Source organism: Aeromonas sp. 600724 (assembly GCF_049175135.1).
GTDB classification, from domain to species: Bacteria; Pseudomonadota; Gammaproteobacteria; order Enterobacterales; family Aeromonadaceae; genus Aeromonas; species Aeromonas veronii_A.
On sequence record NZ_JAAKUM010000003.1, the window covers coordinates 215,299 to 236,439 of the forward strand.

Consider the following 21,141-nt stretch of genomic DNA (forward strand, 5'->3'; position numbering starts at 1 on the left):
GCGACCTGATCGAATGGTGCCTGCTGCTGACCCTGCTGACAGCACCGTTCATGGCCCTAATCTTTCTGTCACATTCCATCTGGAGATAAACGATGAAACACAACAAGCTCGAACGAATGAGCGGCCTGATCGAGTGGGTTCTGCTATTTGCACTGGTGGCCACCCCACTTATGACCGTCATGGGAGCCTGGTCACACCTGTTGGGTGGCAACGACTATCTGCATCAGGAGCTGGTCGATGCCCTGGCAGTGAATGACGGTTCCACACTCAGTAATGTCCCACTGAACATGCCCTCACCAGTAGTGACCACTACGGCCCCCTCGATTGCCGACTACCCCCTCAATGTGGGTACCCGCCTGCTGGCGACCTTGGTCATGCTGCTGCCTGATGTAGTTTTCATGCTCATCCTGTGGCAACTGCTCCAGCTGTTTCGTGGCTATCGATGCGCCATGCTGTTCACCTTCGACCAGATCCGTCGTTACAAAATGATCGGACTGCTGCTGTGTGCCAGTTTCATCGCCGAGATCATCACCACGCCACTGCTGGATATAGCGCTCACTCTGCAAGGCCCTGAACTGCACGGCACCATCAATATCAGCTCCTCAAACTTTCAGTTGCTGCTGGCCGGATTGATCGTCTCAGCGCTGGCACTGGTCATGCGCGAGGCCAAACTGCTGGCCGATGAACAGCAACTGACGGTGTGAGGAACATATGCCCATTATCATCCGCCTCGATGCCCTGCTGGCCGAGCGCAAAATGACCGCCCGCGAGCTGGCCCAGCGCATCGACATCACCGAGGCCAATCTCTCGATCCTCAAGAATGGCCACGCCAAGGCGGTGCGCTTCTCCACTCTGGAGGCCATCTGCCGTGAACTCAATTGCCAGCCCGGCGATCTGCTGGGCTACGAGCAGGAGCACTAACCCCTTATGAGTCGTCATATCACCCTGTTTGCCCTGTGGCTGCTGCCGCTGTGGGCCTGCGCTGGCAATGACGCGAGCGGCCCCCGCTATCTTATCGAGCGGGGCGCCAGCGCCAATGTGCTGCAAGTGCGCCTCACCATGCAGGGCAAGCCCCCTTTTACCCTGCTCCCCGCTCGTCAGTTGCCGGGCAGTGCCACGCCGGTTTCCCCCGCGCAGGTCTGCCTTGCAGACAACCAGCCGGTTGCCCTCAACCAGCCCTTCTCCTGCAAAGAGGTTGGCTGGCAGATCACGCTCACACCGGCTCCGACAGTGGGTGCGGATGCCTCGGCCCAACAGTCGCTTCTGTTCGCTCCCAACCAGTGGCTATTGACCGAATGGGGTAACTTTGTGCGCCAGCAGGGGAGCCGCCAAGGGAAGGTATGTCTGCCGGATGGCAGCTGCCAACCGTTACCGGATGTCAACCAGCCACCGCTGATCTTGCCATTTGGTCTGCAAACTGTGCCCGTCACCAAGCCGGATCCGCGGCTGGTGCTGAGCCATGACGAGACCGCCAATCAGCTCGATCTGCCGGCCTTGCAGCAGCAACTGAATGAGATCATCGACTATCTGGCCTTCCAGCTCGATGTGGATCCACCCACTCACCCGTGGCAACTGGTGTGGCTGGGGCGGGATGTGGCGACCCGCTCTCTCGGCGGCGCCGCCGGAGATCAGGTGTTTGTCGCCAACTACCCCACCGAGGCTGGCAAACCGACGCCACAGGCCCCCTTGCGCCTGCTGCGCACCTCGGCCCACGAGGCGGTGCATATCCTGAGCGCTCGCCACTCTGCTCCACAACCCACCTGGGTCAACGAGAGCCTCGCCGAGTACCTTGCCATCAAGGCGCTACGCCGCTTTCGGCTGCATCAAGTCACGGCGGTCAACGAGCTGGCCGAGTGGGGCAAACAGCTGCCCCATAGCGATAGCGGTCTCTATCGGGCGGCCCGCGAGGTGATGGCTGGCGATCGCTCCTACTACCCGCTCTTTTACGTCAAGGGGAGCGCCTTCTGGGAAGCGCTGGAGCGGGAGCTGCAACACAATGACGTGACGCTGCCCCAACTGCTGCCCCAACTGGGCTGGCTGCCGGATGGCCGCTTTGATGCCGCATCCAATGAGCTGCTTGCCGGCACCATCGGCTCGGATACCTGGCGCCGCCTCAGCCGCCTCTATCTTGGCGAGCAACAGTAACGCCGCAAACCGCAGCAACGAAAAAGGGAGAGCCGTGGCTCTCCCTTTTGTTAGGTGATGATTCAAATAGACAAATATCAGGCTGGAGCACTCTCCTGCGCAGACGGCGCAAAGGGGCGCAGCCGCAGGAAGAACACCGGCAAGACCACCAGCACCATCAGGAAGAAGATGCCACCGCCGAGAGGCTCGAACAGCACGCCGCAGAGCGCCATCAGGGCCGCCACCGTCATACCGAGGCCAAGGGCCGCATAGAGCGCCTGGGTCGGGATCAACTGCTCGGCGGGTAGCTGGCGAGTCATGAAACGCACCGCCCCGAGATGACTCATACCGAACGTCACCGAGTGGAGCAGTTGCCCCAGCACCAGCACCCACAACTCGGTCGAGGCCCCCAGCAATACCCAGCGCACCACGCAACCGATGGCACCAGCGATAAAGAGGCTCTGGGCGCCAAAGCGCTGCAAGAACCGCTTGTCAGCGGCGAACATGCAGATCTCGGCTACCACCCCGAGCGCCCAGAGATAGCCGATGATGGTGCCGCTATACCCTTGCGCCTTCCAGTAGATGGCGCTGAAACCGTAATAGGCGGCGTGGCTCCCCTGCAGCAGAGCGGTCAGCAGCAAGAAACGACGTACCGGTGCGCTGCGCAGGGTTGCCAGCAAGGACGCCTTGGCCCGCTCGCCCTGACTATCCTGTGGCGCCGGATAGAGCGGCAGCCAACTGAGCAGCAGCATCAGCACCAGCCCCGCCACCATGGTGTGCAAAATCCAGTCGCTGCCGAAGTTGCCCACCAGTGCCCCCACCAGCGTCGAGGCGACAATAAAGGCAAACGAACCGCACAGCCGCACCTTGCCGTAATCGAGGTGCGCCTGCACCACCATGCGGGTTGCCAGCGCCTCCCCCACCGGCATCAGGGTCGGATAGATAAAGTTCGCCAGCAGGGTCAAACCCACCAACCACCAGAGGTGATGGCTGAGATAGAAGCCGAGAAACGCCAGCAGACTGACCAGGGAGAGCAACCGGGTAACCGGCAGCAGATGGCCCGCCCCCTTGATCTGCCCCATCACCATCAGGTTGCCGGCAAAGCGGATCGCCATCCCAGCCCCCAGCAGGAGACCAATCATCTCGGCGCTGACGCCCACCCCCTCCAGCCAGAGCGACCAGAACGGCAAGTAAGCACCGTAGACAAAATAGAAGGCGCCGAAAAAGAGCGCTAACCAGGAAAACGCGGGCATAGATCCTCTGCAACCGGATGACGGGAGCAGAATGATAACCCATCCTCCCCCGCAGATCCCGATGGAAACCCCGCGCAGAAAACGAAAAACTTCAATAAAATTGAACTATTACCGAATAGGCGGGGTCTACTTGATAACACCTCCTCCTGGTTAGTGTTGCAATCCTTCCACCCGCCCACGGCGGGTTTCTTTTTTTAGGCAAACATCTGCTCTGCGCCATCGTCACAACATGGCGGCGACAAAAAAGGGGCCGAAGCCCCTTTGATCATCTGCGTCTGTTGTTTGCTCTTTAGAATACGTATTTGACCCGTGCACTCAGGTTGCGGCCCGGTTCGGTCATCATGCTGTTATCGGAGCCCTCGGCACGACCGGCGATGCGCTCGTAGCTGGTGTACTCCTTGTCAAACAGGTTGAAGACCCCGACGTTGAGCTGCAGATCGCTCATCGGGTTGAACTGAGCGTACATATCCACCACACCCCAACCTGCGCTCTTCACGTAATCGTTGCCTTTGCTGTCTTTACGGACTTTGTCCATGTCGTCAGCAAAGCGCAGCGCGGTGTTGAAGTTCCATTGGGCCTGTTCCAGACGCACACCGACCGAGCCGTTGAGCGGGCTCAGGCTGTTGATGTAGTTGCCATCCCCATCCTTGCCTTCGATGTAGGCGAGGTTGCCCCAGACATTGACGATGTCGTTGAGCCAGTAATCCGCCTTGGCTTCGACCCCTTTGGTGGTCGCCTTGCTCAGGTTCTGGTACTGGTAGACGGCGGTGCGCCCCTCTTTGCCCACTTCCACCATCTCGATGAAGTCTTCAAACTTGTTGTAGAAGCTGGCTACTTCATAGCTGAAGCCGTTGCTGCTGCCACGCACGCCGAGATCGATGCCGTCGCTGCTCTCCGGATTGAGGTTCGGGTTGGGCTCGATGCGATAGCCGTACGCCTGATGGTTCAGAGTGGAGAAGGCGCTGTCATACATGGGGGCCTTGAAACCGTGGCTGTACTGGGCGAACAGGTTGGCCGCCTCGTGGGCCTTGAACACCAGGCCCAGCTTGGGTGACAACTCCCCTTCGGAGAACTTGTGCAGCTTGTCGCCGGTATAGGCCGGATCGTTGTCCGGGGTCATCCGGTAGTAGTCATAACGGGCACCCGGGGTCAGCACCCAGCGCTCGCCAAACTTGATCTCGTCAAAGGCCCACAGGGCGCTGCGCTCGCTGGTGGTAGCCGGGAAGCTCAGCTCGTTGTAGCCGACAAAATCACCGGGAGTCGTCGGCCCCTTGTAACGGGTACGTTCGTTGTCGGTGTGCTCGTATTCAGCCCCCCAAGCCAGGCGGTGGTTGGCGACTGCCTTGTGGAACTGCAGCTGGGCGCCGATGTTCTTCTGATCGAACACGTTGTGATCCAGCGAGTTTTTGGTCACATAGGGGTTGCCGGGGCTGACTGGATACTTGGATGAGGCGTACTGATCCAGCGTCTGCTTGGTGCGGGCGAAATAGACCTTGCTATCCATCCGATCGGCCCAGCCTTGATTCAGCGCGATGCCGTGATCCAGCACCACTGAGAGGTTGTCGGTCTGCTTGTCGGTGATGGGCTGATCAAAGACACGGGCAGTGCCGGTACCGACCTTGTTGAGCTTGACCGCATCCGGCTCCTCGCCATCGGTCAGGTAGTCAACGGTCAGCTTGAGGAACTGCTCATCGGAGAGGTTCCACTTGCTCTTGAGCAGCAGGGCGTGGGTACCGATATCGAAGTCGTTCTTGGTGGAGTCGAAATTCTGGGTCACACCGCCATCGCGCCAGGTGTAGCGCAGCAGGTTCTCCACTTCACCAGTGCGCAGGGCGCCGGTAAAGCCCGCCATCTTCTGGTGGCTGCTGGAGGCGTAACCGCTGGTCACATCCAGATAACTATCCTTGCCCTTGAGGAAGTCGCTGGCATCCTTGGTGGTGATGGCAATCACGCCACCCAGCGCATCGGAGCCGTAGGCGGCAGACGCCGGCCCCTTGGCCACTTCTACCTGCTTGATCATGTCGGTATCGAAGTAGCTCTGGCCAACCCCGCCCTTGCTGTAGGCATCGTTCTGGCGCACACCGTCGCGCACCACCTTGACCCGGTTTTCCCCCATGCCGCGGATGATGAAGGTCTGCGCATCCCCCTGACCGCCCAGCACGGTCACACCGGGTTCGTAGCGGAACAGGTCGGCGACGTTGGTGACGACCTGCTCTTCAATCTGCTTGGCGGTGATCACCGAGATGGGGCCGGAGACATCTTCCAGTTTTTGCTCCATCCGTGAGCCGCTGACGACCACGACTTCATCCGCCTTCTGGGTGGCAGCAAAGACCTGGGAGGAGAGACCGGCCGCCACGGCGAGGGCAACCAGAGAGAGTGCGTTATGATGGGTCACAGCGAATCCTTATTGAGAACTGTTATCAAACAGGCCGCATATTACCCGGCTCTCGACAAAGATCAACAAGAAACGAAATCATTCTCATTTGTTTTGAACCAAATTGGTTTTACACTGTCGCCCTGTGTTGCCCTTATTCTCTATTAGCCCCCCGAGATGCACCGGCATCCGGGCATATCAGCCGTGAGATCCCATGATTAGACGACTTCCCCTGCTCGCCCTGCCGCTGCTACTGGCAGCCTGTGCCACCCCAACCCAGCCAACCGTGTCATCACAGTTGCAGACGCTCTATGACTACCGGCTAAGCAGCGAGGGAGATGCAGACCTGACGCTGGAGCAGGCAATCGCGCGAATTGCCGACGCCGACATCATTCTGGTGGGCGAGCTGCACAGCCATCCCGCCGTGCATCTGTTGCAATCGCGCCTGCTGAGCGGGCTCTACACCGCAGGTCAGCAGCACGGTCGGCCATTGGTCCTCTCCATGGAGCAGTTCAGCCGCGCCGATCAGAAGACGCTGGATGCCTATCTGGCGAACCAGATTGGTGAAGCGGCCTTGATCCGCGAAGGCAACGCCTGGCCCAACTATCCGAGCGACTACCGCCCGCTGGTGGAGTTTGCCAAGGCTCACCGTATGCCGGTGATCGCCGCCAACGCCCCCAAGCCGCTGGTGAGCTGTGTCGGTCAGGAGGGGGCTGAGTGGCTCGACAAACTGCCAGCCACACGTCGCAACCAGCTGGCCCGCCAGCTGGCGCTGGGGGATGACCCCTACCGCCAGAAATTTATGGCCTCCATGCACCACGGCGATGCCGACAGCAACGCCCGCCGCTTCGCCGCCCAGACCAGCTGGGATGACACCATGGCCGAGAGCATGGTGGATTATCTCGCCAAGCACCCGGGCCAGCAGATCATGCATATCGCCGGCAATTTCCACGTCGAGGGGGGGCTTGGGCTCGCCAGTCGCATCGCCAGCCGCAATCCTGCCCTCAAGGTGGCGCTGGTCGTGCCCCGCACAGATGAGACCTCTGTTGCAGATCCCGCAGCCGATGTGCAGGTAACCATCATGCCGCTGCCTAAGCGCTGGCAAAACAGTGACGAGATGAAGCAAGATATGGGCGCGCTGCATCAATCCCGCAGTCGTGACTGCAGCCAGTGGCTGCAACCCTAATCTTCCAGGAAACGGCGGGTAAAATATGGATGTGTTACTGATCATCGATGTGCAGCAAGGCTTGTTCAACGAGCCCCGTTACCGCCAGGAGCAGGTGCTGGCCAATATCAATCGGGCTGCGGCCCATGTCAGGCAGCAACAGGGACGGGTCATCTATATCCAGCATGACTCGCCCCCCGGTTCCGAACTGGAACCGGGCACCCCGGGTTGGCAGTTGCACAGTGCGCTGCAACCGGCCAAGGGAGAGAGCCGGGTGCGCAAAACGGCCTGTGACAGCTTTCTCGACACCGAGCTCGCCTTCCTGCTGGCCGAGCAGCCGGTCGATCGACTCATTCTCTGTGGCTGCGCCACCGATTTTTGCGTCGACACCACAGTGCGCAGTGCAGCCTCCCATGGGTACGAGGTGCTGGTGTTGAGCGATGGTCACACCACCGCCGATCGCCCCCACCTTAGCGCGGCCCAGATCACCGAGCACCATCACTGGATGTGGCGCCACCTCAGCCTGCCGGAGGGGCGCAGTGTCACCCTGCTCACCACCGACGAGCTGCTGGCAGTAACACCCGCCCTGCAGCCGTGCTAATCTGCGAACCTCGCCTCGTTTCTCACTGGAGTCTGTCGTGCGCCTGTTGTCTGCCACCCTGTTGTTGATTGTTCCCCTGCTGTCGGCCTGCTCCAGCTTGCCCGGACAGAAGTATGACGGGCCGGAACCCCTGTTTCTGACCCACATCAACGAGGAGGGGAGCAAGCGGTTCACCTTTGAAGCCGCACCCAACGACACCTTGCCGCGCGGCCTCTCGGCGGCCCAGAGCCAGCGGCTGCTGGAACAGCGGGAGGCGTTACAGGAGAACCTGCTGACCGAGACCCTGGCGACCAAGCAGTATTGCCGTCAGGGGTACATCGTGCTGAGCCAGACCTCCTGGAAGGTGCGGGGGGAGTGCAACGAAACGGCCACCGACGCCGATCGTCGCGCCTTTCCCAACAAGGCCAGCTGGCAGGATTGAACAGGCCGGATGAGATAACGCAATAAAAACGGGCAGCCCAATGGCTGCCCGTTTTGTTATGACGGCTGTCGTGGTCGACAGGGATCGTCAGACCGGCGCATCGGCCGGGCTGGTGAGCTCGGCACCGGTGTCGATGCGCTTGTGCCCCTCCACCAGATGGACGAAATCAACCAGCTCGTCACCGGAGACCGCGAACGCCTGGCCGAAGCCCTTGACGAACAGCCCCTGCTCCGGCTTGAGGCGGAACAGTTTGAAATCCTTGAGGTTGGAGAGACCCTTGATGATCTCGCCAAAACGCCCCTCCAGCGCCGCCACCGCCTTGCTCCAGCGGGCGTCGTCACGGGCCACCACTTCAGCCACCGCATCGAAGGTCAAGCGCTTGCGGGCAAACAGCTCGCGGGCACCGCTCTCATCCTCGATCAGCATCAGGGATACTCGCGGCACCTGTTGCAGGTTACGGGCGTGGCGAGCGATCTCGGAGATCAGCACATAGTAGCCATCTTCCTGCAGCACGAACGGGGCATAGCTGGCGTTGGGATTGCCTTCGCCATCGACGGTGGCGAGCTGCAGGGTGCGGCAGCTGTCGCGAAACTCGCGGATCTCCGGTTGCAGACGGTTCTGCAGACGCTCCTGACGTTCACTCATGCTTTGACTTCCTCTTGAGAGTTGTGGCGCAGCGCCATGAAACGGGTGACCTGATCGGCCAGCAACTGGCGTTTCTCGTCGCGACCCAGATAGACCTTGAAAATGCAGCGGCCGGAGTGACCGAAGAACTGGAAGGAGTGCCCCTCCTTGCCCATGAACAGCTTGCTGACCAACGCAATCCCCGCCACGTTGTCGAGCTTGAGGTGACCATGCAGCTCACCGTCGCGGCCCATCAGGTTGTAGTAACCGCGTGCATCCTTGCCTTTCGGGAAGGGGGCTTTTACCTCGAAGATGGAACCTTCTGATTCGACGATGGTGGTCACCGGGCCCCAGTCGGCCAGATCTTCCAACAGACCTTGTGCGCGATCGGCGGGCAGCAGGGTCACCAGCTCGGCGGGCAGATGGCGAACCACCTCCCATTCGCTGATGGCAAGCTGGGCAGCCAGGGTGGACGGATGAGCGCCGGGATCCTGCTCCAGCAGCGCGTGAATGCGTTGTGCAATGCTCATGTTTTCTCCCTCTGCGGGACCAGGTCGTCCCGCTGTTTATCATGGCGGCTACTCTAATAAAGCACCGGAATCAATGCAATTGATAATTGCTATCATTATCAGTGCATTTTTTCTAAAGCCTTGATATTCTCGGCGGCACACCCGTTTCATTCACCCCTTCGGAGGTTAGCATGGGCCGTCGTCTTGCCCTCGCCATCACCCTGCTCTGCAGTTCACTATCCCCCTTCTCTGCCGTTGCCGCCGACGGACAGAAAGAGCGTATCGTCAGTATCGGCCCGGCCACCACAGAACTCATTCTGGCCCTTGGCGGTGAATCGAGCCTGATCGCCACCGATGTCAGCAGCCCCTTGCCAAAAGGGTTGCCCAAGGTGGGCTATCACCGGGCGCTGGCCGCCGAAGGGATCCTGAGCCTCTCCCCCACCCGACTGGTGGGCAGCGACGAGATGGGCCCGGCCCCGACCCTGGATCAGCTACGTCGTGCCGGGGTCAAGGTGGAGGTGCTGGATACCGCGCCGACCCTCGCCAACCTCAACCAGCGTATCGACACCCTCGCCAGCCTGCTGGGCGACAAAGCCGCTGGCGATCGCCTGAAGGCAGAGATCCAGGCTCAGACCGATCAGCTGGCGGCGCAAGCCAAACAGAACAAGCCGCTCAAGGTCGCCTTCCTGCTGCTGCACAAGGGGCAACCCACCAGCATCGCCGGGGGGGACACCACCGCCAGCGCGCTGATTTCGCTGGCAGGCGGCATCAATCCGGTCGCCGAGTTGCGCAACTACAAGCCGGTATCCGCCGAATCCCTCATCGAGATGCAGCCCGATCTGGTACTGGTCAGCGGTCGTGACTGGCAGCAATATGCCGACCCGGCCAAGGTGCTGGCAGAAGTGCCCGCCCTGGCCGCCACCCCGGCTGGTAAGCGTAACGCCATTCACGCCATCGACGGCCACGCCCTGCAAGGGGGCCTGAGCCTCAACTCCCTGCAACAGGCGAACCAGATCGCCCAGTGGATCAAGCAGGGGTCATGATGCGGTTACCCCTCTCCTGGCTGCTGGCCTTCACCACGGCCGCACTGGCGCTGTTGCTGCTCGGTTCGCTGGCAACCGGCCCCATGACCCTCACCCTGGGCGAGAGTCTACGGGCGCTGTTTGCCGGGCAGGAGAGCGGGATTGAGTCGCACAAACTGCTGATCGTGCAGGAAATTCGCCTGCCTCGTACCCTGCTCTGCATCGCAGTGGGGGGGATCCTCGGGCTCTGTGGCGCCGTGATGCAGGGGCTGTTTCGCAACCCCCTGGCTGACCCCGGCATCATAGGTGTCTCCGGCGGTGCGGCACTCGGTGCGGCGCTCGCCATCGTGCTGCTGGCCCCCCTCGGCCAGCAGCTGCAAGCCACCATCGGGGTTGGTCTGCTGCCGCTGCTCGCCTTTCTCGGCGGCGCGCTCACCACCACCCTGGTCTATCTGCTCGGCACCCGTGAGGGGGGCACCTCGGTCACCGTCATGCTACTGGCCGGGGTCGCCATCACGGCGCTCTCCGGCGCGGTGATCGGCCTGCTCACCTATCTGGCGGACGATCAGATGCTGCGCAACCTGAGCCTGTGGCAGATGGGAACGCTGGCGGCAGGCAAACCGGCCGATGTGGCGCTGGCCCTGCTCACTCTGGCGGCCCTGCTGTGGCTCTTTATGCGCGATGCCAATCCCCTCAACGCCCTGCTGCTGGGTGAAGGAGAGGCTCGTCATCTGGGAGTCAATGTGCAATCCCTCAAGCGCCGCCTGATTCTGCTCACCGCCGCGGGCGTCGGGGTGGCGGTGGCGGTATCGGGGATGATCGGCTTCGTCGGGCTGGTGGTGCCCCATCTGGTGCGCCTGCTGGCGGGCCCCAACCACGTCAGGTTGCTGCCGCTCTCGGCCCTGCTTGGCGCCGCTCTGCTGCTGGCAGCCGATATGCTGGCACGCACCCTGCTGGCCCCGGCCGAGCTGCCGGTGGGCATCATCACCGCCCTGCTCGGCGCCCCCTTCTTCATCTGGCTGCTGGTAAAAGGCCGCCGCGCCCTGTGATACGGACTGTTATGCAACCACTCTCATCCTCACTCTCCTCCCCCCTGTTGAGCTGCACCCGACTCAGCCTGCGCCGTGGCCAGCGCCTGATCCTGGATGGGCTCGATCTTAGTCTCGAGAGCGGCACCCTCACCGCGCTGCTCGGCCCCAACGGGGCGGGCAAGAGCTCGCTGCTCAAGTGCCTGACCGGCGAGCTGGAATATGAGGGTTCCATCACCCTGTTTGGCGCGGATCGCCAGCAGTGGGACAGCAGCCAGCTGGCCCACCGGCTCGGGGTATTGCCGCAAAGCTCCTCTCTCAACTTCCCCTTTCTCTGCGAGGAAGTGGTCGCCATGGGGCGCTTGCCCCACAGTGAACCGGCGGCGCGGCGTGACGAGATTGTGGCAGCGGCCATGACCCATGCCGGGGTCGAGCATCTGGCCAAGCGGCTCTATCCGGGGCTCTCCGGCGGCGAGCGGCAGCGGGTGCAGTTTGCCCGGGTGCTGGCGCAGATCTGGCAGGCCCCCTCCCCGACCGAGCAAGCCGAGCAACCCCGCCTGCTGCTGCTCGACGAACCCACCTCGGCCCTCGATCTGAAATATCAGCACCAACTGCTGGCTATGGCCCGGGCGCTGGCCAGTCGCAACACCGCCGTGCTGGTGGTGCTGCACGACCTCAATCTGGCGGCGCGCTATGCCGATCGGCTGGTGATGCTGGAGCGGGGCAAACTGATGGCCGATGGCACACCAGCCGAAGTGCTGACCCCTGAGCTGATCGCCCGTCTCTATGATTATCCGGCACAGGTGATCCATCACCCCGAGAGCGGCCTGCCTATGGTAGTGTGACAAATTCAGAGTGCGGTAACGGCAGGAAGCGCGCTATTCATCACGAAAACTGCAGCGTATAAACCGGTTTTTCACACCCCATATCGCCCTGCTAACATTCATCATCGCCAGCTATATGGTGTGAATATCCTCACACTTTACTCAGGCAAAATCCCCGCAGCATCGCCGTCTACTTATAATGGCGCCGCCTCACAGAAGGCATAACTCATTGATGCTACGGAACAATTACAATGAAAAATATCAACAAGACCCTACTGGCTGCCGCCATCTCTCTCGGGATGCTGGCAGGCTGCAACAGCGACAACGACTCAAAGGCAGCTGATCCCATGGTTCGTTTTGCCACCTTCAACCTCTCTTTTGACCGCACTGCCGCCGGTATGCTGACCGGTGAGCTGGCACTGACCCGCACCGAGCAGGATGCCCTGCTGGCCCGCCTCGCCGAAGGGAGCCTGAGCGGCGCCACGGAAACCAAAGCCAAGAACGTGCAGCAGATCCGCAACGTGGCGGAGATCATCCAGCGCACCCGCCCGGATGTGTTCCTGCTCAACGAGTTCGACAACGACGGCAAAGGCGAGAGCACCGCCGACCTGAAAGCCTTCAACGACAACTATCTGGCTCACGCCCAGCACGCAGAGGTGACGGCCATCAGCTATCCGGTGATGCAGCACTTCGCCACCAACACCGGCCTGATGAGCGGTTATGACCTCAATCTGGATGGCAAGGTCAACAGCGGCCCCGACGATGCCTGGGGCTTTGGCAACTATCACGGCCAGTACGCCTTTGCGGTGATGTCCAAATATCCCATTGACACCAAGCAGATCCGCACCTTCCAGAACTTCAAGTGGAAGGATATGCCGGGCGAGCAGAACCCCATCATCGATGACTGCAACAATCCCAAGGTCAAGATCCCGGCCAGCCGCCAGTGTGGTGATGCCTGGTATTCAGACGCAGCCTGGCAGCAGTACCCGCTCTCCTCCAAGAACCACGCCGATGTGCCGGTACGGATCAAGACCGAGAAGGGGGAAGAGGTGATCCACTTCCTGATCTCCCACCCGACCCCGCCGATCTTTGCCAATGCGGCGCGTCACACCGTCAAGCACAACCGCGCCGAGATCGCCTTCTGGAACGACTACGTCAAGGGTCTCAACTACATGACCGATGACAAGGGCACCAAGGGTGGGCTGGCCAAAAACGCCAAGTTTGTCATCGCCGGCGATCTCAACGCCGATCCGCTCACCGGTGACGGTGACCTGACCGCCATTCAGGATCTGCTAAACAACCCGCTGATGAATCAGGCCATCACCAATGGCACCCTGATCCCGGTCAGCGAAGGGGGCCCGGAGTGTGTCAGCAAGGGGACCGACTGCAAACGCAACCTCAATCGCCCCAACCCGGAGCGGATCACCAATAGCAGCGTGCTGCAGCTGGATCACGTCATCCCCTCCGCCAACCTCAACGCGGTGAAGAGCGGTGTCTACTGGCCTGCCAGCTTCGAGGCCGGTTATCACCTGGTCTATGATGCGAAACTCGGCATCGCCAAGGGAGTCAGTTCGGATCACCGCATGGTGTGGGTCGATCTCAAACTCGACTAACCCTGCCATGACCCCGCTGCGGCGGGGTCTTTTATTGGCGAGGGGTGGCGCGTTGACCACGGCTCATTAATCCACCGCTTGGCATGGCATCCCCCATCCATAACAGTTGAATGGGCCTCGCGATCACAGAACCGCCGCGCCAATGGTGGTAGCATGCCTCCTCTTGCCATCCGGCCGCACGGCGGATCCGGTGGCCCTCCCTCCTCCGCTTTCACTTTTTGAGGAACGATTTGATGGAACTGCTTCTGCTTAGCAACGGTAAAGCCAACGAATTTCCGGGTCTGCTCGGCTGGGCCCGCGATCGGGTTCAGAGCCTGCTGGCTCGCAAACAGGTCAAGCGCATTCTGCTCATCCCCTACGCGGTGATCCGCAGCGACTGGGATGCCCGCGCCAACGAGCTGCAGGAGAGTCTGGGAGTCGATGCCATCAGCATCCACCACTTCGATGACCCGGTCGATGCCATCAATCAGGCGGACGCCATCTTTATCAGCGGCGGCAACACCTGGCGCCTCAACCAGATGCTGCATGAAAACAGCCTGATCGTGCCGATCCAGCGTGCCGTGCGCGAGCGGGGTGTCCCCTATGTGGGCTGGAGCGCCGGTTGCAACGTGGCGACCCCAAGCATCCGCACCACCAACGATATGCCGGTTTGCAGCGCCGCCGTGCTGCCCGCGCTGGGCCTGTTCCCGCTGCAGATCAACCCGCACTATCTGGACGCCAGCATCAGCGGCCACATGGGCGAGACCCGCGACGAGCGTCTGGCCGAATTCTGCGCCATCAACCCGAGCGAATATGTGGTGGCTCTGCGCGAAGCGAGCCTGCTGCAAATCACCGGAGCAAACGGCAGCGAGCGTCTGGAGTACTGGAGCGCCCGTGAGCAGGACTTCAAGATCTTCAAACAGGGTCAGGAGCCGCAAGCCTTTATGGACGCCGCCCCGCTGGCCGAACTGACCCCCTTCAAGGTCGGCTGAGCCACGCAGAGCACCGCGCCACTGGCAGGCGGATAGCTCGCGAAACCGTTAAAACAAAAGAGGGATGGCTCAATGCCATCCCTCTTTTTATCGTCATCTTTCGGCTGGTTGCAGCCTGATTACTCACCCTGCAGGGTCACCAACACCTTGCGGGCACCGCCATCGATGCGATGCTCGCCAAGCCAGATCCCCTGCCAGGTGCCGAGCGCCAACTGACCATCGCGGATCGGCAGTTGCAGGCTCACCCCGAGCAGGGAGGATTTGATGTGGGCGGGCATGTCATCCGGCCCCTCATAGGTGTGGCGATAGTAGGGGGCATCCTCCGGCGCCAGCCGGTGCAGATGAGCCTCCATATCGCTGCGCACGCTGGGGTCGCAATTCTCGTTGAGGGTGAGCGAGGCGGAGGTGTGTTGCAGCAGCAGGTGCGCCATGCCAATCCGGTAATCCGCCAGCATCGGCAGCTTGGCCACCAGCTCGTCCGTCACCAGATGAAAGCCCCGCGAACGGGGCTTAAGAGTCAGCAGGCACTGCTGCCACATCAGACGTACTCCATAAAGACGCGGGAGGTGAGTTTGGTGATGAGCTCGTAGGGGATGGTGCCAATCTCGTCGGCCACCCGCTCCACCGGCAACCCCTCGCCCCACAGCACCGCCTCGTCACCGGCCTTGTCGGTTGCGCCGGGCCCAAGATCTACCGTGCTCATATCCATGGAGACACGCCCCACCAGCGGCACGATGCGGCCGTTGATCAGCACGGAAGTGCCATTGGGCGCCATGCGCGGATAACCGTCACCGTAGCCGATGGCGATCACCCCGAGCCGGGTATCGCGATCCGACACCCAGTTGGCGCCATAGCCCACCGGCTCGCCCGCCTTGTGATCCCGCACCGCAATCAGCTGGGTCTTCAAGGTCATCACCGGCTGCAGGTCGTAATCGGCCGCCACCGTGTTGGGGAAAGGCGACACGCCATAGAGGATGACGCCGGGGCGAACCCAGTCGCAGTGGGAGTCTGGCCAGGCCAGAATGCCCGCCGAGTTGGCCATGGCCCGCTCGCCCGCCAGCGGTGCGGTCAACTTGCTGAACAAGTCGATCTGCTCGCGGGTAGTAGGCTGCTCCAGCTCATCGGAGCGGCTGAAGTGGGTCATGATGTTGAACGGCTGCACCACGTTCTTGCACTTGCCGAGTCGTTCGATAAAGGTGGGCATCTCGTCGGCACGTACCCCGAGGCGATGCATGCCGGTGTCGAGCTTGAGCCAGGCCACCACGGGCGCTGGCAGCTCAACCTGCTCCAGCGCTTCGAGCTGCTCCCAGGTGTGAACCGCCGTCTGCAGATTGTTGGCCGCCAGCACCGGCAGATCGTCGGCAGAGAAGAATCCCTCCAGCAGCACGATGGGTTTGACCACGGCGCAGGAGCGCAGCATCAGCGCCTCTTCGATACGGGCCACCGCATAGGCATCCGCATCCACCAGGGTGCGGGCGACCGGCAGCAGTCCATGGCCATAGGCGTTGGCCTTGACCACAGCAATGATCTTGCAAGCGGGAGCGTGGCGCTTGACCACGGCGAGGTTGTGGCGCAAGGCCGCAGTGTTGATTTGGGCAGTAGCCGCTTTCATGGTTTTCCCTTACGAGGGCACAAATGGTCTCCCCCTCATCGGGCAGAAGACCGCCACTCACTTATCGTCGTCGAAGGCCGGACCGGCATAATTGTCGAACCGGGAAAACAGGCTCTGACGGGCTGCCTTGCAGTGAATGGCAAGCGGGTCAGAGCGGTGGTGGCAATCCTGACCACAGGATTGCCATGATTGTTACTTATCAATAATCGTCGTCAAACGCCGGACCGGCGTAGTTGTCGAACCGGGAGAACTGACCCTGGAAGGTGAGGCGCACCCGGCCGATGGGGCCGTTACGCTGCTTGCCGATAATGATCTCGGCAATCCCCTTGTCCGGGCTGTCATCGTGATAAACCTCATCACGATAGATAAACATGATCAAATCCGCATCCTGCTCGATGGAACCCGATTCACGAAGGTCCGAGTTGACCGGGCGCTTGTCGGCCCGCTGTTCCAGGCTTCGGTTCAACTGGGAGAGCGCCACCACCGGGCACTGCAGCTCTTTCGCCAAGGCCTTGAGGGAGCGGGAGATCTCGCCGATCTCCAGGGTACGGTTGTCAGAGAGCGCCGGCACCCGCATCAGCTGCAGGTAGTCCACCATGATCATGGATAGGCCACCGTGCTCGCGTGCCACCCGACGGGCACGGGAACGTACATCGGTCGGAGTGAGGCCGGAGGCGTCATCGATATACATCTTGCCCTTCTCCAGCAGCAATCCCATGGTGGAGGAGAGGCGCGCCCAATCCTCGTCATCGAGCTGACCGGTACGCACCTTGGTCTGGTCGATGCGACCGACCGAGGCGAGCATACGCATGATGATCTGCTCGGAGGGCATCTCCAGCGAGAAGATAAGCACCGGCTTGTCGGCGGTGAGGGCCGCGTGCTCGCAGAGGTTCATGGCAAAGGTGGTCTTGCCCATGGAAGGACGGGCCGCCACGATGATCAAGTCCGAACGCTGCAAACCGGCGGTCATCTTGTCCAGATCGTTGTAACCGCTCGATACCCCGGTCACCCCGTTGTGGGGGGTCTTGAACAACTCTTCAATCTTGTCGACGGTCTGCTCGAGGATGAGCTTCAGGGGCTGGGGCCCCTCGTTGGCGCTGGTGCGCTGCTCGGCAATCTTGAATACCTTGCTCTCGGCAAGATCCAGCAGATCGCCGGAGGTGCGGCCCTGTGGCTCGTAGCCTGCTTCGACTATCTCGTTGGCGACCGAGATCATCTCCCGCACCACCGCCCGCTCGCGCACGATTTCGGCGTAGGCGTTGATGTTGGCGGCACTCGGGGTGTTCTTGGCGATCTCCACCAGATAGGCGAAGCCGCCCGCCTCTTCCAGCTGTTCGGAGCGCTCCAGCTCCTCCTGCAGGGTGATGAGGTCGATGGGGTTGCCCGCGTTGGAGAGGCGGGTCATGGCCTGGAAGATCAACCGGTGCGGACGGCTGTAGAAATCCTGATCGATCACCCGTTCGGCAACCCGATCCCAGGCATCGTTATCCAGCATCAGGCCGCCCAGTACGGACTGTTCGGCCTCAAAAGAGTGGGGAGGAACTTTCAGCTGTTGTGTCTTGGCGTCTTTTTTCGCCGTCACTTGCTCTGCCATACACATAAAAACCGCAGCGGGAAGGGGACGGGAATTTTACAAAAGAAAGCCAACTACGGCGAGCCCTATCTGGCGGCTCATACCATCATAAAGGGCCAAACCAGAGTCTGCTCTACCTTGACCATTTTGATTTTGCTTCGCATTTTGCGCTCCTTGCGACTCAATCTTCTGCTTTTCATCCGGTTTACTCCTCTTGTTTGACGCCGCATCGCGGCTACCTCGTTCATGAATAATTCATGCCAGAGGTGATATTGATGAATACAAGCTGCGACACAATTAGGGACAGGCAGCCTGCCATGCGCCTTGCTGAGCTTGCCAAAGCGGAGCATGCCCCACCCACAGACGAGAGTGAAAAGAGTCAAAATGAAAAAGATGCTGACCCTGTTTGCCGTGATCCTGGCCATTGGCCTGGGGGCACCTCACGCCGAAGCCAAGAAGTTTGGCGGCGGCAAATCCTTTGGTAAAAGTTACAAAACTGCGCCGGCCCAGCCTGCGGCCAAACCGGTCGACAACAAGAATCCGACACTGAATGCCCAGACTCCGCCGAAAAAGAGCGGCATGATGGGTGGCCTGCTGGGCGGCCTGCTGGCTGGCGGCCTGTTTGCCTACCTGCTGGGCAGCGGTGCCTTTGAAGGTCTGCAAGGAATGGACTTCCTGCTGATCGCCCTGCTGGCGCTGGGTGCCGTCTTCCTGATCCGTACCCTGCGCAAGGGCAAGGTCGCGACGCCACAGCCACAACAGGCGGCCTATGCGGGCTATCAGCCACCGCAATCCGCGGCCCCGCAGCAGTTTGAGCAGAGCAACAGCGCACCGCAAGCCACCGGCTTTGCCGACAGCGACGTGCCGTTCCGCCTGCCGCCGGGCTTTGACATGAACAGCTTCCTAGCCGGTGCCCGCGATCACTATCGCACCCTGCAAGAGGCGTGGAACAAGAACGATCTGGAAAAAGTGCGCGAGTACGTCAGCCCCGAGCTGTTTGAGCAGCTCAAAGCCGAGCGCGCCGAACTGACTGGCGACCAGCATACCGAAGTGATGTACGTCGATACCCAGCTGGTACGCGCCGACTACGGCAGCGACTGGGCTCAGGTGAGCGTGCGCTTCAGCGGCCGCTACATGGACCGTCAGGAGCAGGTCGAAGAAGACATCAAAGAGGTGTGGCACCTCGAACGCGATCTGGCCAAGAACAATGCCCCTTGGCATATCGTCGGTATCGAGCAGCTGTAAGGTTTAGATTGTCACTACGCAGGAGGCGGCCCATGGGCTGCCTCTTTTCATTTCATACCCTCACCTGACCTCATACAGGCGATGGCTATCGTCATTGATAATTGAAGAGTTGTGACCAATCCCAAGATGACATGTCACCACGCACATAACGACAAAGGGCAGCCACCGGCTGCCCTTTCGCATCACATCTGGAGCTATGCGCCCCGCTGACGAATCAGTTGCACCCTTCGGCAGATGTTGAGTTCAGATAGGTCACCTCATTGGACGGTTGATAATCGGCCACGTTGATCACCTTCTTGATCTCGATGTACTCCTTCAGCACGGCTGCATCCACCAAGCCGGCATTGATGGTATCGATCTTCGGATAGCCGTCACCACCGGAGGCGCTGAAGCTCGGGATCGCGAAGCTGTAGGTTGCTGACGGATCAAACGCCTTGCCACCGATGCTGGTGATATTGACGCTCTTGGCCTGGCAATCCACCGCCATATCGATACCGCCAAACTGGGCATAACCACCGGTATTGCGGGTCTTGGTTGCCACCTGACCCAGATAGGTCGCCAGATCGCTTCCCTTCATGGCCGCCTTGTTGACCGTGTTGCCAAACGGGTGCACCAGCAGCACGCTGCGGTAGGTGATATCACCGGCCGGGATGCTGTCACGCACACCACCTGAATTGACGATACCAAAGTCGACCCCCAGCTTGATGCTGGTCGCCGTGGTGATGAGACGACCCAGGTTGGTCTGCTTGTTGCGAACCGAGTTGCGATCACCAACCAGCAAGCCATCTGCCGAGCCAATGACGACATTCAGCTCTTGCTGACCTTTCTCCTGATAACCCAGCAGGGTGTTATACAGCTCGGGATCCTTGGTGATCTCGTCCTGTACGAACTGCATCTTGGTCGGGTCCTTGGTTACGACGCCGTTAGCATCGATCGCCTCGCCCTTGGCGTTGCGCTTGATCAGGTTGACCGGGATCAGCTCATAGCTGGTCAGGGTCAACTTGCCATTCTGATACTCAAACTGGGCACGGCCCACATACTTGCCCCACTCGTGAGCCTGCATGATCCAGGTGCCGTTTTGCTGGTCCGGTTGGCAGTTATCACCCGGTTTGAAATTGGCGTACTTGTTGGTGGTGCCCGGTTCCATACAGACCGGATTCTGGGAGTGGCCACCAATGATGGCATCCAGAGTCCCTGCCGGCAGTGCACGAGCCATCTCTACATCGCCCGGCGCATTGCTGCCGTGCTGACCATTCTCGTAATGGCCCATGTGGGTGATGGCGAAGACCAGATTGGCCTCCTTGTTGCTGCGGATCTGCTGGCCCAGTTTGGCCGCTTCCGTAGTCGGATCGCGGAACTCCAAGGTCTGCACGTTGTTGGGGTCAACCAGCTGGGCGGTATCTTCGGTAGTCAGGCCCAGTACGGCGACCTTGAGACCGCTCTCCAGCTTGAACACCTTGTAGGGGTCAAAGTAGTGTTTGCCACTCGCCTTGTCATAGATGTTGGCCGAGAGCATGGGGAACTGGGCCCACTTGCGCTGCTTCTCCAGTACGCTGAGGGGGTTGTCGAATTCATGGTTGCCCACTGCCATGGCATCGTAGCGAATGTTGTTCATCGCCATGAAGTCAGGCTCGGCATCCTGCAGATCGGACTCCGGCACCCCGGTATTCACGTCACCACCAGATAGCACCAACACCTCGCTGCCAGCAGCCTTGGCCTCGCTACGCAGCTGCTCGACCAGAGTCTTCTGGGCAGCCATACCATACTCATTTTCAGCGTTGTGCCAGAAACGGCCGTGGGTATCGTTGGTGTGCAGGATGGTCAGTTTGCAGACATTTTCGGTGCAGGGTGCAACGGTGTCATTGCTCGAGGTATTACAGCCAGTCAGTGCAGCAAGCACGGCCAGTGCCACGCCGCCTTTGATAAAGTTATTATTCATTTCCATATCACCTTGATTGTTTTGTTATTTATCAACCCTGTCCAGCGGGTCGGGCGCCAATATAACAAACAACAGATGACCGTTTTTCATCGATGACTCACAAATTCTGCTAATTGTGATCTTCGGCCCAACATCCGGCTTCCTGCTGATTTGTCAGGTTTTTTGTTGAGCTGTCACTCACTTGATCCCCTCCCGCACCAAGGAGACGCCACCCGGACGCGCCTTTATGGCATACTCCCCAGC

Annotated in this window: 20 protein-coding genes; 12 read left to right on the forward strand and 8 right to left on the reverse strand. The window is 60.6% G+C overall.

Features of this window, described 5'->3' with window-relative positions:
• The first annotated feature begins 92 nt into the window (after nt 1–92).
• From G5168_RS04435 to G5168_RS04445, 3 genes are read left to right on the forward strand one after another with little or no spacing between them, the layout of a single operon-like run.
• Nucleotides 93–704, forward strand: coding sequence for a DUF2975 domain-containing protein (locus G5168_RS04435; protein ID WP_201949613.1), 612 nt, complete (start codon nt 93–95; stop codon nt 702–704).
• Nucleotides 705–711: 7 nt separating this feature from the next.
• On the forward strand, nt 712–921 hold the full coding sequence (locus G5168_RS04440) for a helix-turn-helix domain-containing protein (RefSeq protein ID WP_201949611.1): 210 nt from the start codon (nt 712–714) through the stop codon (nt 919–921).
• Nucleotides 922–927: 6 nt separating this feature from the next.
• Nucleotides 928–2,145, forward strand: coding sequence for a hypothetical protein (locus tag G5168_RS04445; protein ID WP_421251883.1), 1,218 nt, complete (start codon nt 928–930; stop codon nt 2,143–2,145).
• 77 nt (nt 2,146–2,222) lie between these two features.
• On the opposite strand, the gene G5168_RS04450 is transcribed toward G5168_RS04445, so the two are convergent.
• Nucleotides 2,223–3,377: a 3-phenylpropionate MFS transporter gene (locus tag G5168_RS04450; protein ID WP_421251884.1), complete on the reverse strand. Its 1,155-nt coding sequence runs from the start codon at nt 3,375–3,377 to the stop codon at nt 2,223–2,225.
• A gap of 289 nt (nt 3,378–3,666) precedes the next feature.
• A complete protein-coding gene (locus G5168_RS04455) occupies nt 3,667–5,772 on the reverse strand; it encodes a TonB-dependent hemoglobin/transferrin/lactoferrin family receptor (RefSeq protein WP_159158318.1) in 2,106 nt (701 codons plus the stop codon).
• A gap of 193 nt (nt 5,773–5,965) precedes the next feature.
• Between G5168_RS04455 and G5168_RS04460 the strand changes: the two genes are divergently transcribed.
• The 3 genes from G5168_RS04460 to G5168_RS04470 are packed head-to-tail and all read left to right on the forward strand — an operon-like array spanning nt 5,966 to nt 7,938.
• Nucleotides 5,966–6,937, forward strand: a complete 972-nt coding sequence (locus G5168_RS04460) for a ChaN family lipoprotein (protein WP_421251885.1) — start codon at nt 5,966–5,968, stop codon at nt 6,935–6,937.
• Nucleotides 6,938–6,962: 25 nt separating this feature from the next.
• Nucleotides 6,963–7,517: a cysteine hydrolase family protein gene (locus tag G5168_RS04465; RefSeq protein WP_421251886.1), complete on the forward strand. Its 555-nt coding sequence runs from the start codon at nt 6,963–6,965 to the stop codon at nt 7,515–7,517.
• 37 nt (nt 7,518–7,554) lie between these two features.
• Nucleotides 7,555–7,938, forward strand: coding sequence for a hypothetical protein (locus G5168_RS04470; RefSeq protein WP_005335256.1), 384 nt, complete (start codon nt 7,555–7,557; stop codon nt 7,936–7,938).
• An 87-nt stretch (nt 7,939–8,025) separates the two neighbouring features.
• Here the strand turns inward: G5168_RS04470 and hutZ are convergent, their stop codons facing one another.
• On the reverse strand, nt 8,026–8,583 hold the full coding sequence (gene hutZ, locus G5168_RS04475; RefSeq protein WP_042658521.1) for a heme utilization protein HutZ: 558 nt from the start codon (nt 8,581–8,583) through the stop codon (nt 8,026–8,028).
• A complete protein-coding gene (gene hutX, locus G5168_RS04480) occupies nt 8,580–9,092 on the reverse strand; it encodes a heme utilization cystosolic carrier protein HutX (RefSeq protein WP_005362516.1) in 513 nt (170 codons plus the stop codon). Before hutX ends, hutZ begins: the two co-directional genes overlap by 4 nt.
• Nucleotides 9,093–9,262: 170 nt before the next feature.
• Here hutX and G5168_RS04485 point away from each other — a divergent pair, with 170 nt between their 5' ends.
• The 5 genes from G5168_RS04485 (at nt 9,263) to pepE (ending at nt 14,529) form a co-directional block, all read left to right on the forward strand.
• A complete protein-coding gene (locus tag G5168_RS04485) occupies nt 9,263–10,114 on the forward strand; it encodes a heme/hemin ABC transporter substrate-binding protein (protein WP_040066746.1) in 852 nt (283 codons plus the stop codon).
• Nucleotides 10,111–11,142 carry a FecCD family ABC transporter permease gene (locus G5168_RS04490; RefSeq protein WP_005335261.1) on the forward strand — a complete coding sequence of 344 codons (1,032 nt, stop codon included), beginning with the start codon at nt 10,111–10,113 and terminating at the stop codon, nt 11,140–11,142. The genes G5168_RS04485 and G5168_RS04490 overlap by 4 nt, the downstream gene beginning before the upstream one ends.
• An 11-nt stretch (nt 11,143–11,153) precedes the next feature.
• Nucleotides 11,154–11,966, forward strand: coding sequence for a heme ABC transporter ATP-binding protein (locus tag G5168_RS04495; protein ID WP_268012483.1), 813 nt, complete (start codon nt 11,154–11,156; stop codon nt 11,964–11,966).
• A gap of 230 nt (nt 11,967–12,196) precedes the next feature.
• A complete protein-coding gene (locus G5168_RS04500) occupies nt 12,197–13,558 on the forward strand; it encodes an endonuclease/exonuclease/phosphatase family protein (protein ID WP_421251887.1) in 1,362 nt (453 codons plus the stop codon).
• A gap of 233 nt (nt 13,559–13,791) precedes the next feature.
• Nucleotides 13,792–14,529 (forward strand): dipeptidase PepE, encoded by a 738-nt coding sequence (gene pepE, locus G5168_RS04505; RefSeq protein WP_421208842.1) that lies wholly within the window; start codon nt 13,792–13,794, stop codon nt 14,527–14,529.
• A 119-nt stretch (nt 14,530–14,648) separates the two neighbouring features.
• Here pepE and G5168_RS04510 read toward each other — a convergent pair whose 3' ends face one another.
• The 3 genes from G5168_RS04510 to dnaB all read right to left on the reverse strand — a co-directional run bounded on the left by G5168_RS04510 (nt 14,649) and on the right by dnaB (nt 17,735).
• Nucleotides 14,649–15,068 carry a secondary thiamine-phosphate synthase enzyme YjbQ gene (locus G5168_RS04510; RefSeq protein WP_042052785.1) on the reverse strand — a complete coding sequence of 140 codons (420 nt, stop codon included), beginning with the start codon at nt 15,066–15,068 and terminating at the stop codon, nt 14,649–14,651.
• Complete coding sequence (gene alr / locus G5168_RS04515) at nt 15,068–16,141, reverse strand: alanine racemase (protein ID WP_421251888.1); 1,074 nt, start codon at nt 16,139–16,141, stop codon at nt 15,068–15,070. Before alr ends, G5168_RS04510 begins: the two co-directional genes overlap by 1 nt.
• 199 nt (nt 16,142–16,340) lie before the next feature.
• Nucleotides 16,341–17,735, reverse strand: a complete 1,395-nt coding sequence (gene dnaB / locus G5168_RS04520) for a replicative DNA helicase (RefSeq protein WP_026035132.1) — start codon at nt 17,733–17,735, stop codon at nt 16,341–16,343.
• A gap of 363 nt (nt 17,736–18,098) precedes the next feature.
• Between dnaB and G5168_RS04525 the strand changes: the two genes are divergently transcribed.
• Nucleotides 18,099–18,959, forward strand: coding sequence for a Tim44 domain-containing protein (locus tag G5168_RS04525; protein ID WP_005335275.1), 861 nt, complete (start codon nt 18,099–18,101; stop codon nt 18,957–18,959).
• Nucleotides 18,960–19,173: 214 nt separating this feature from the next.
• Here the strand turns inward: G5168_RS04525 and ushA are convergent, their stop codons facing one another.
• Entirely contained in the window at nt 19,174–20,898 is a 1,725-nt protein-coding gene (gene ushA, locus G5168_RS04530; RefSeq protein ID WP_421172143.1) for a bifunctional UDP-sugar hydrolase/5'-nucleotidase UshA, read from the reverse strand.
• Between the last annotated feature and the right edge of the window lie 243 nt (nt 20,899–21,141).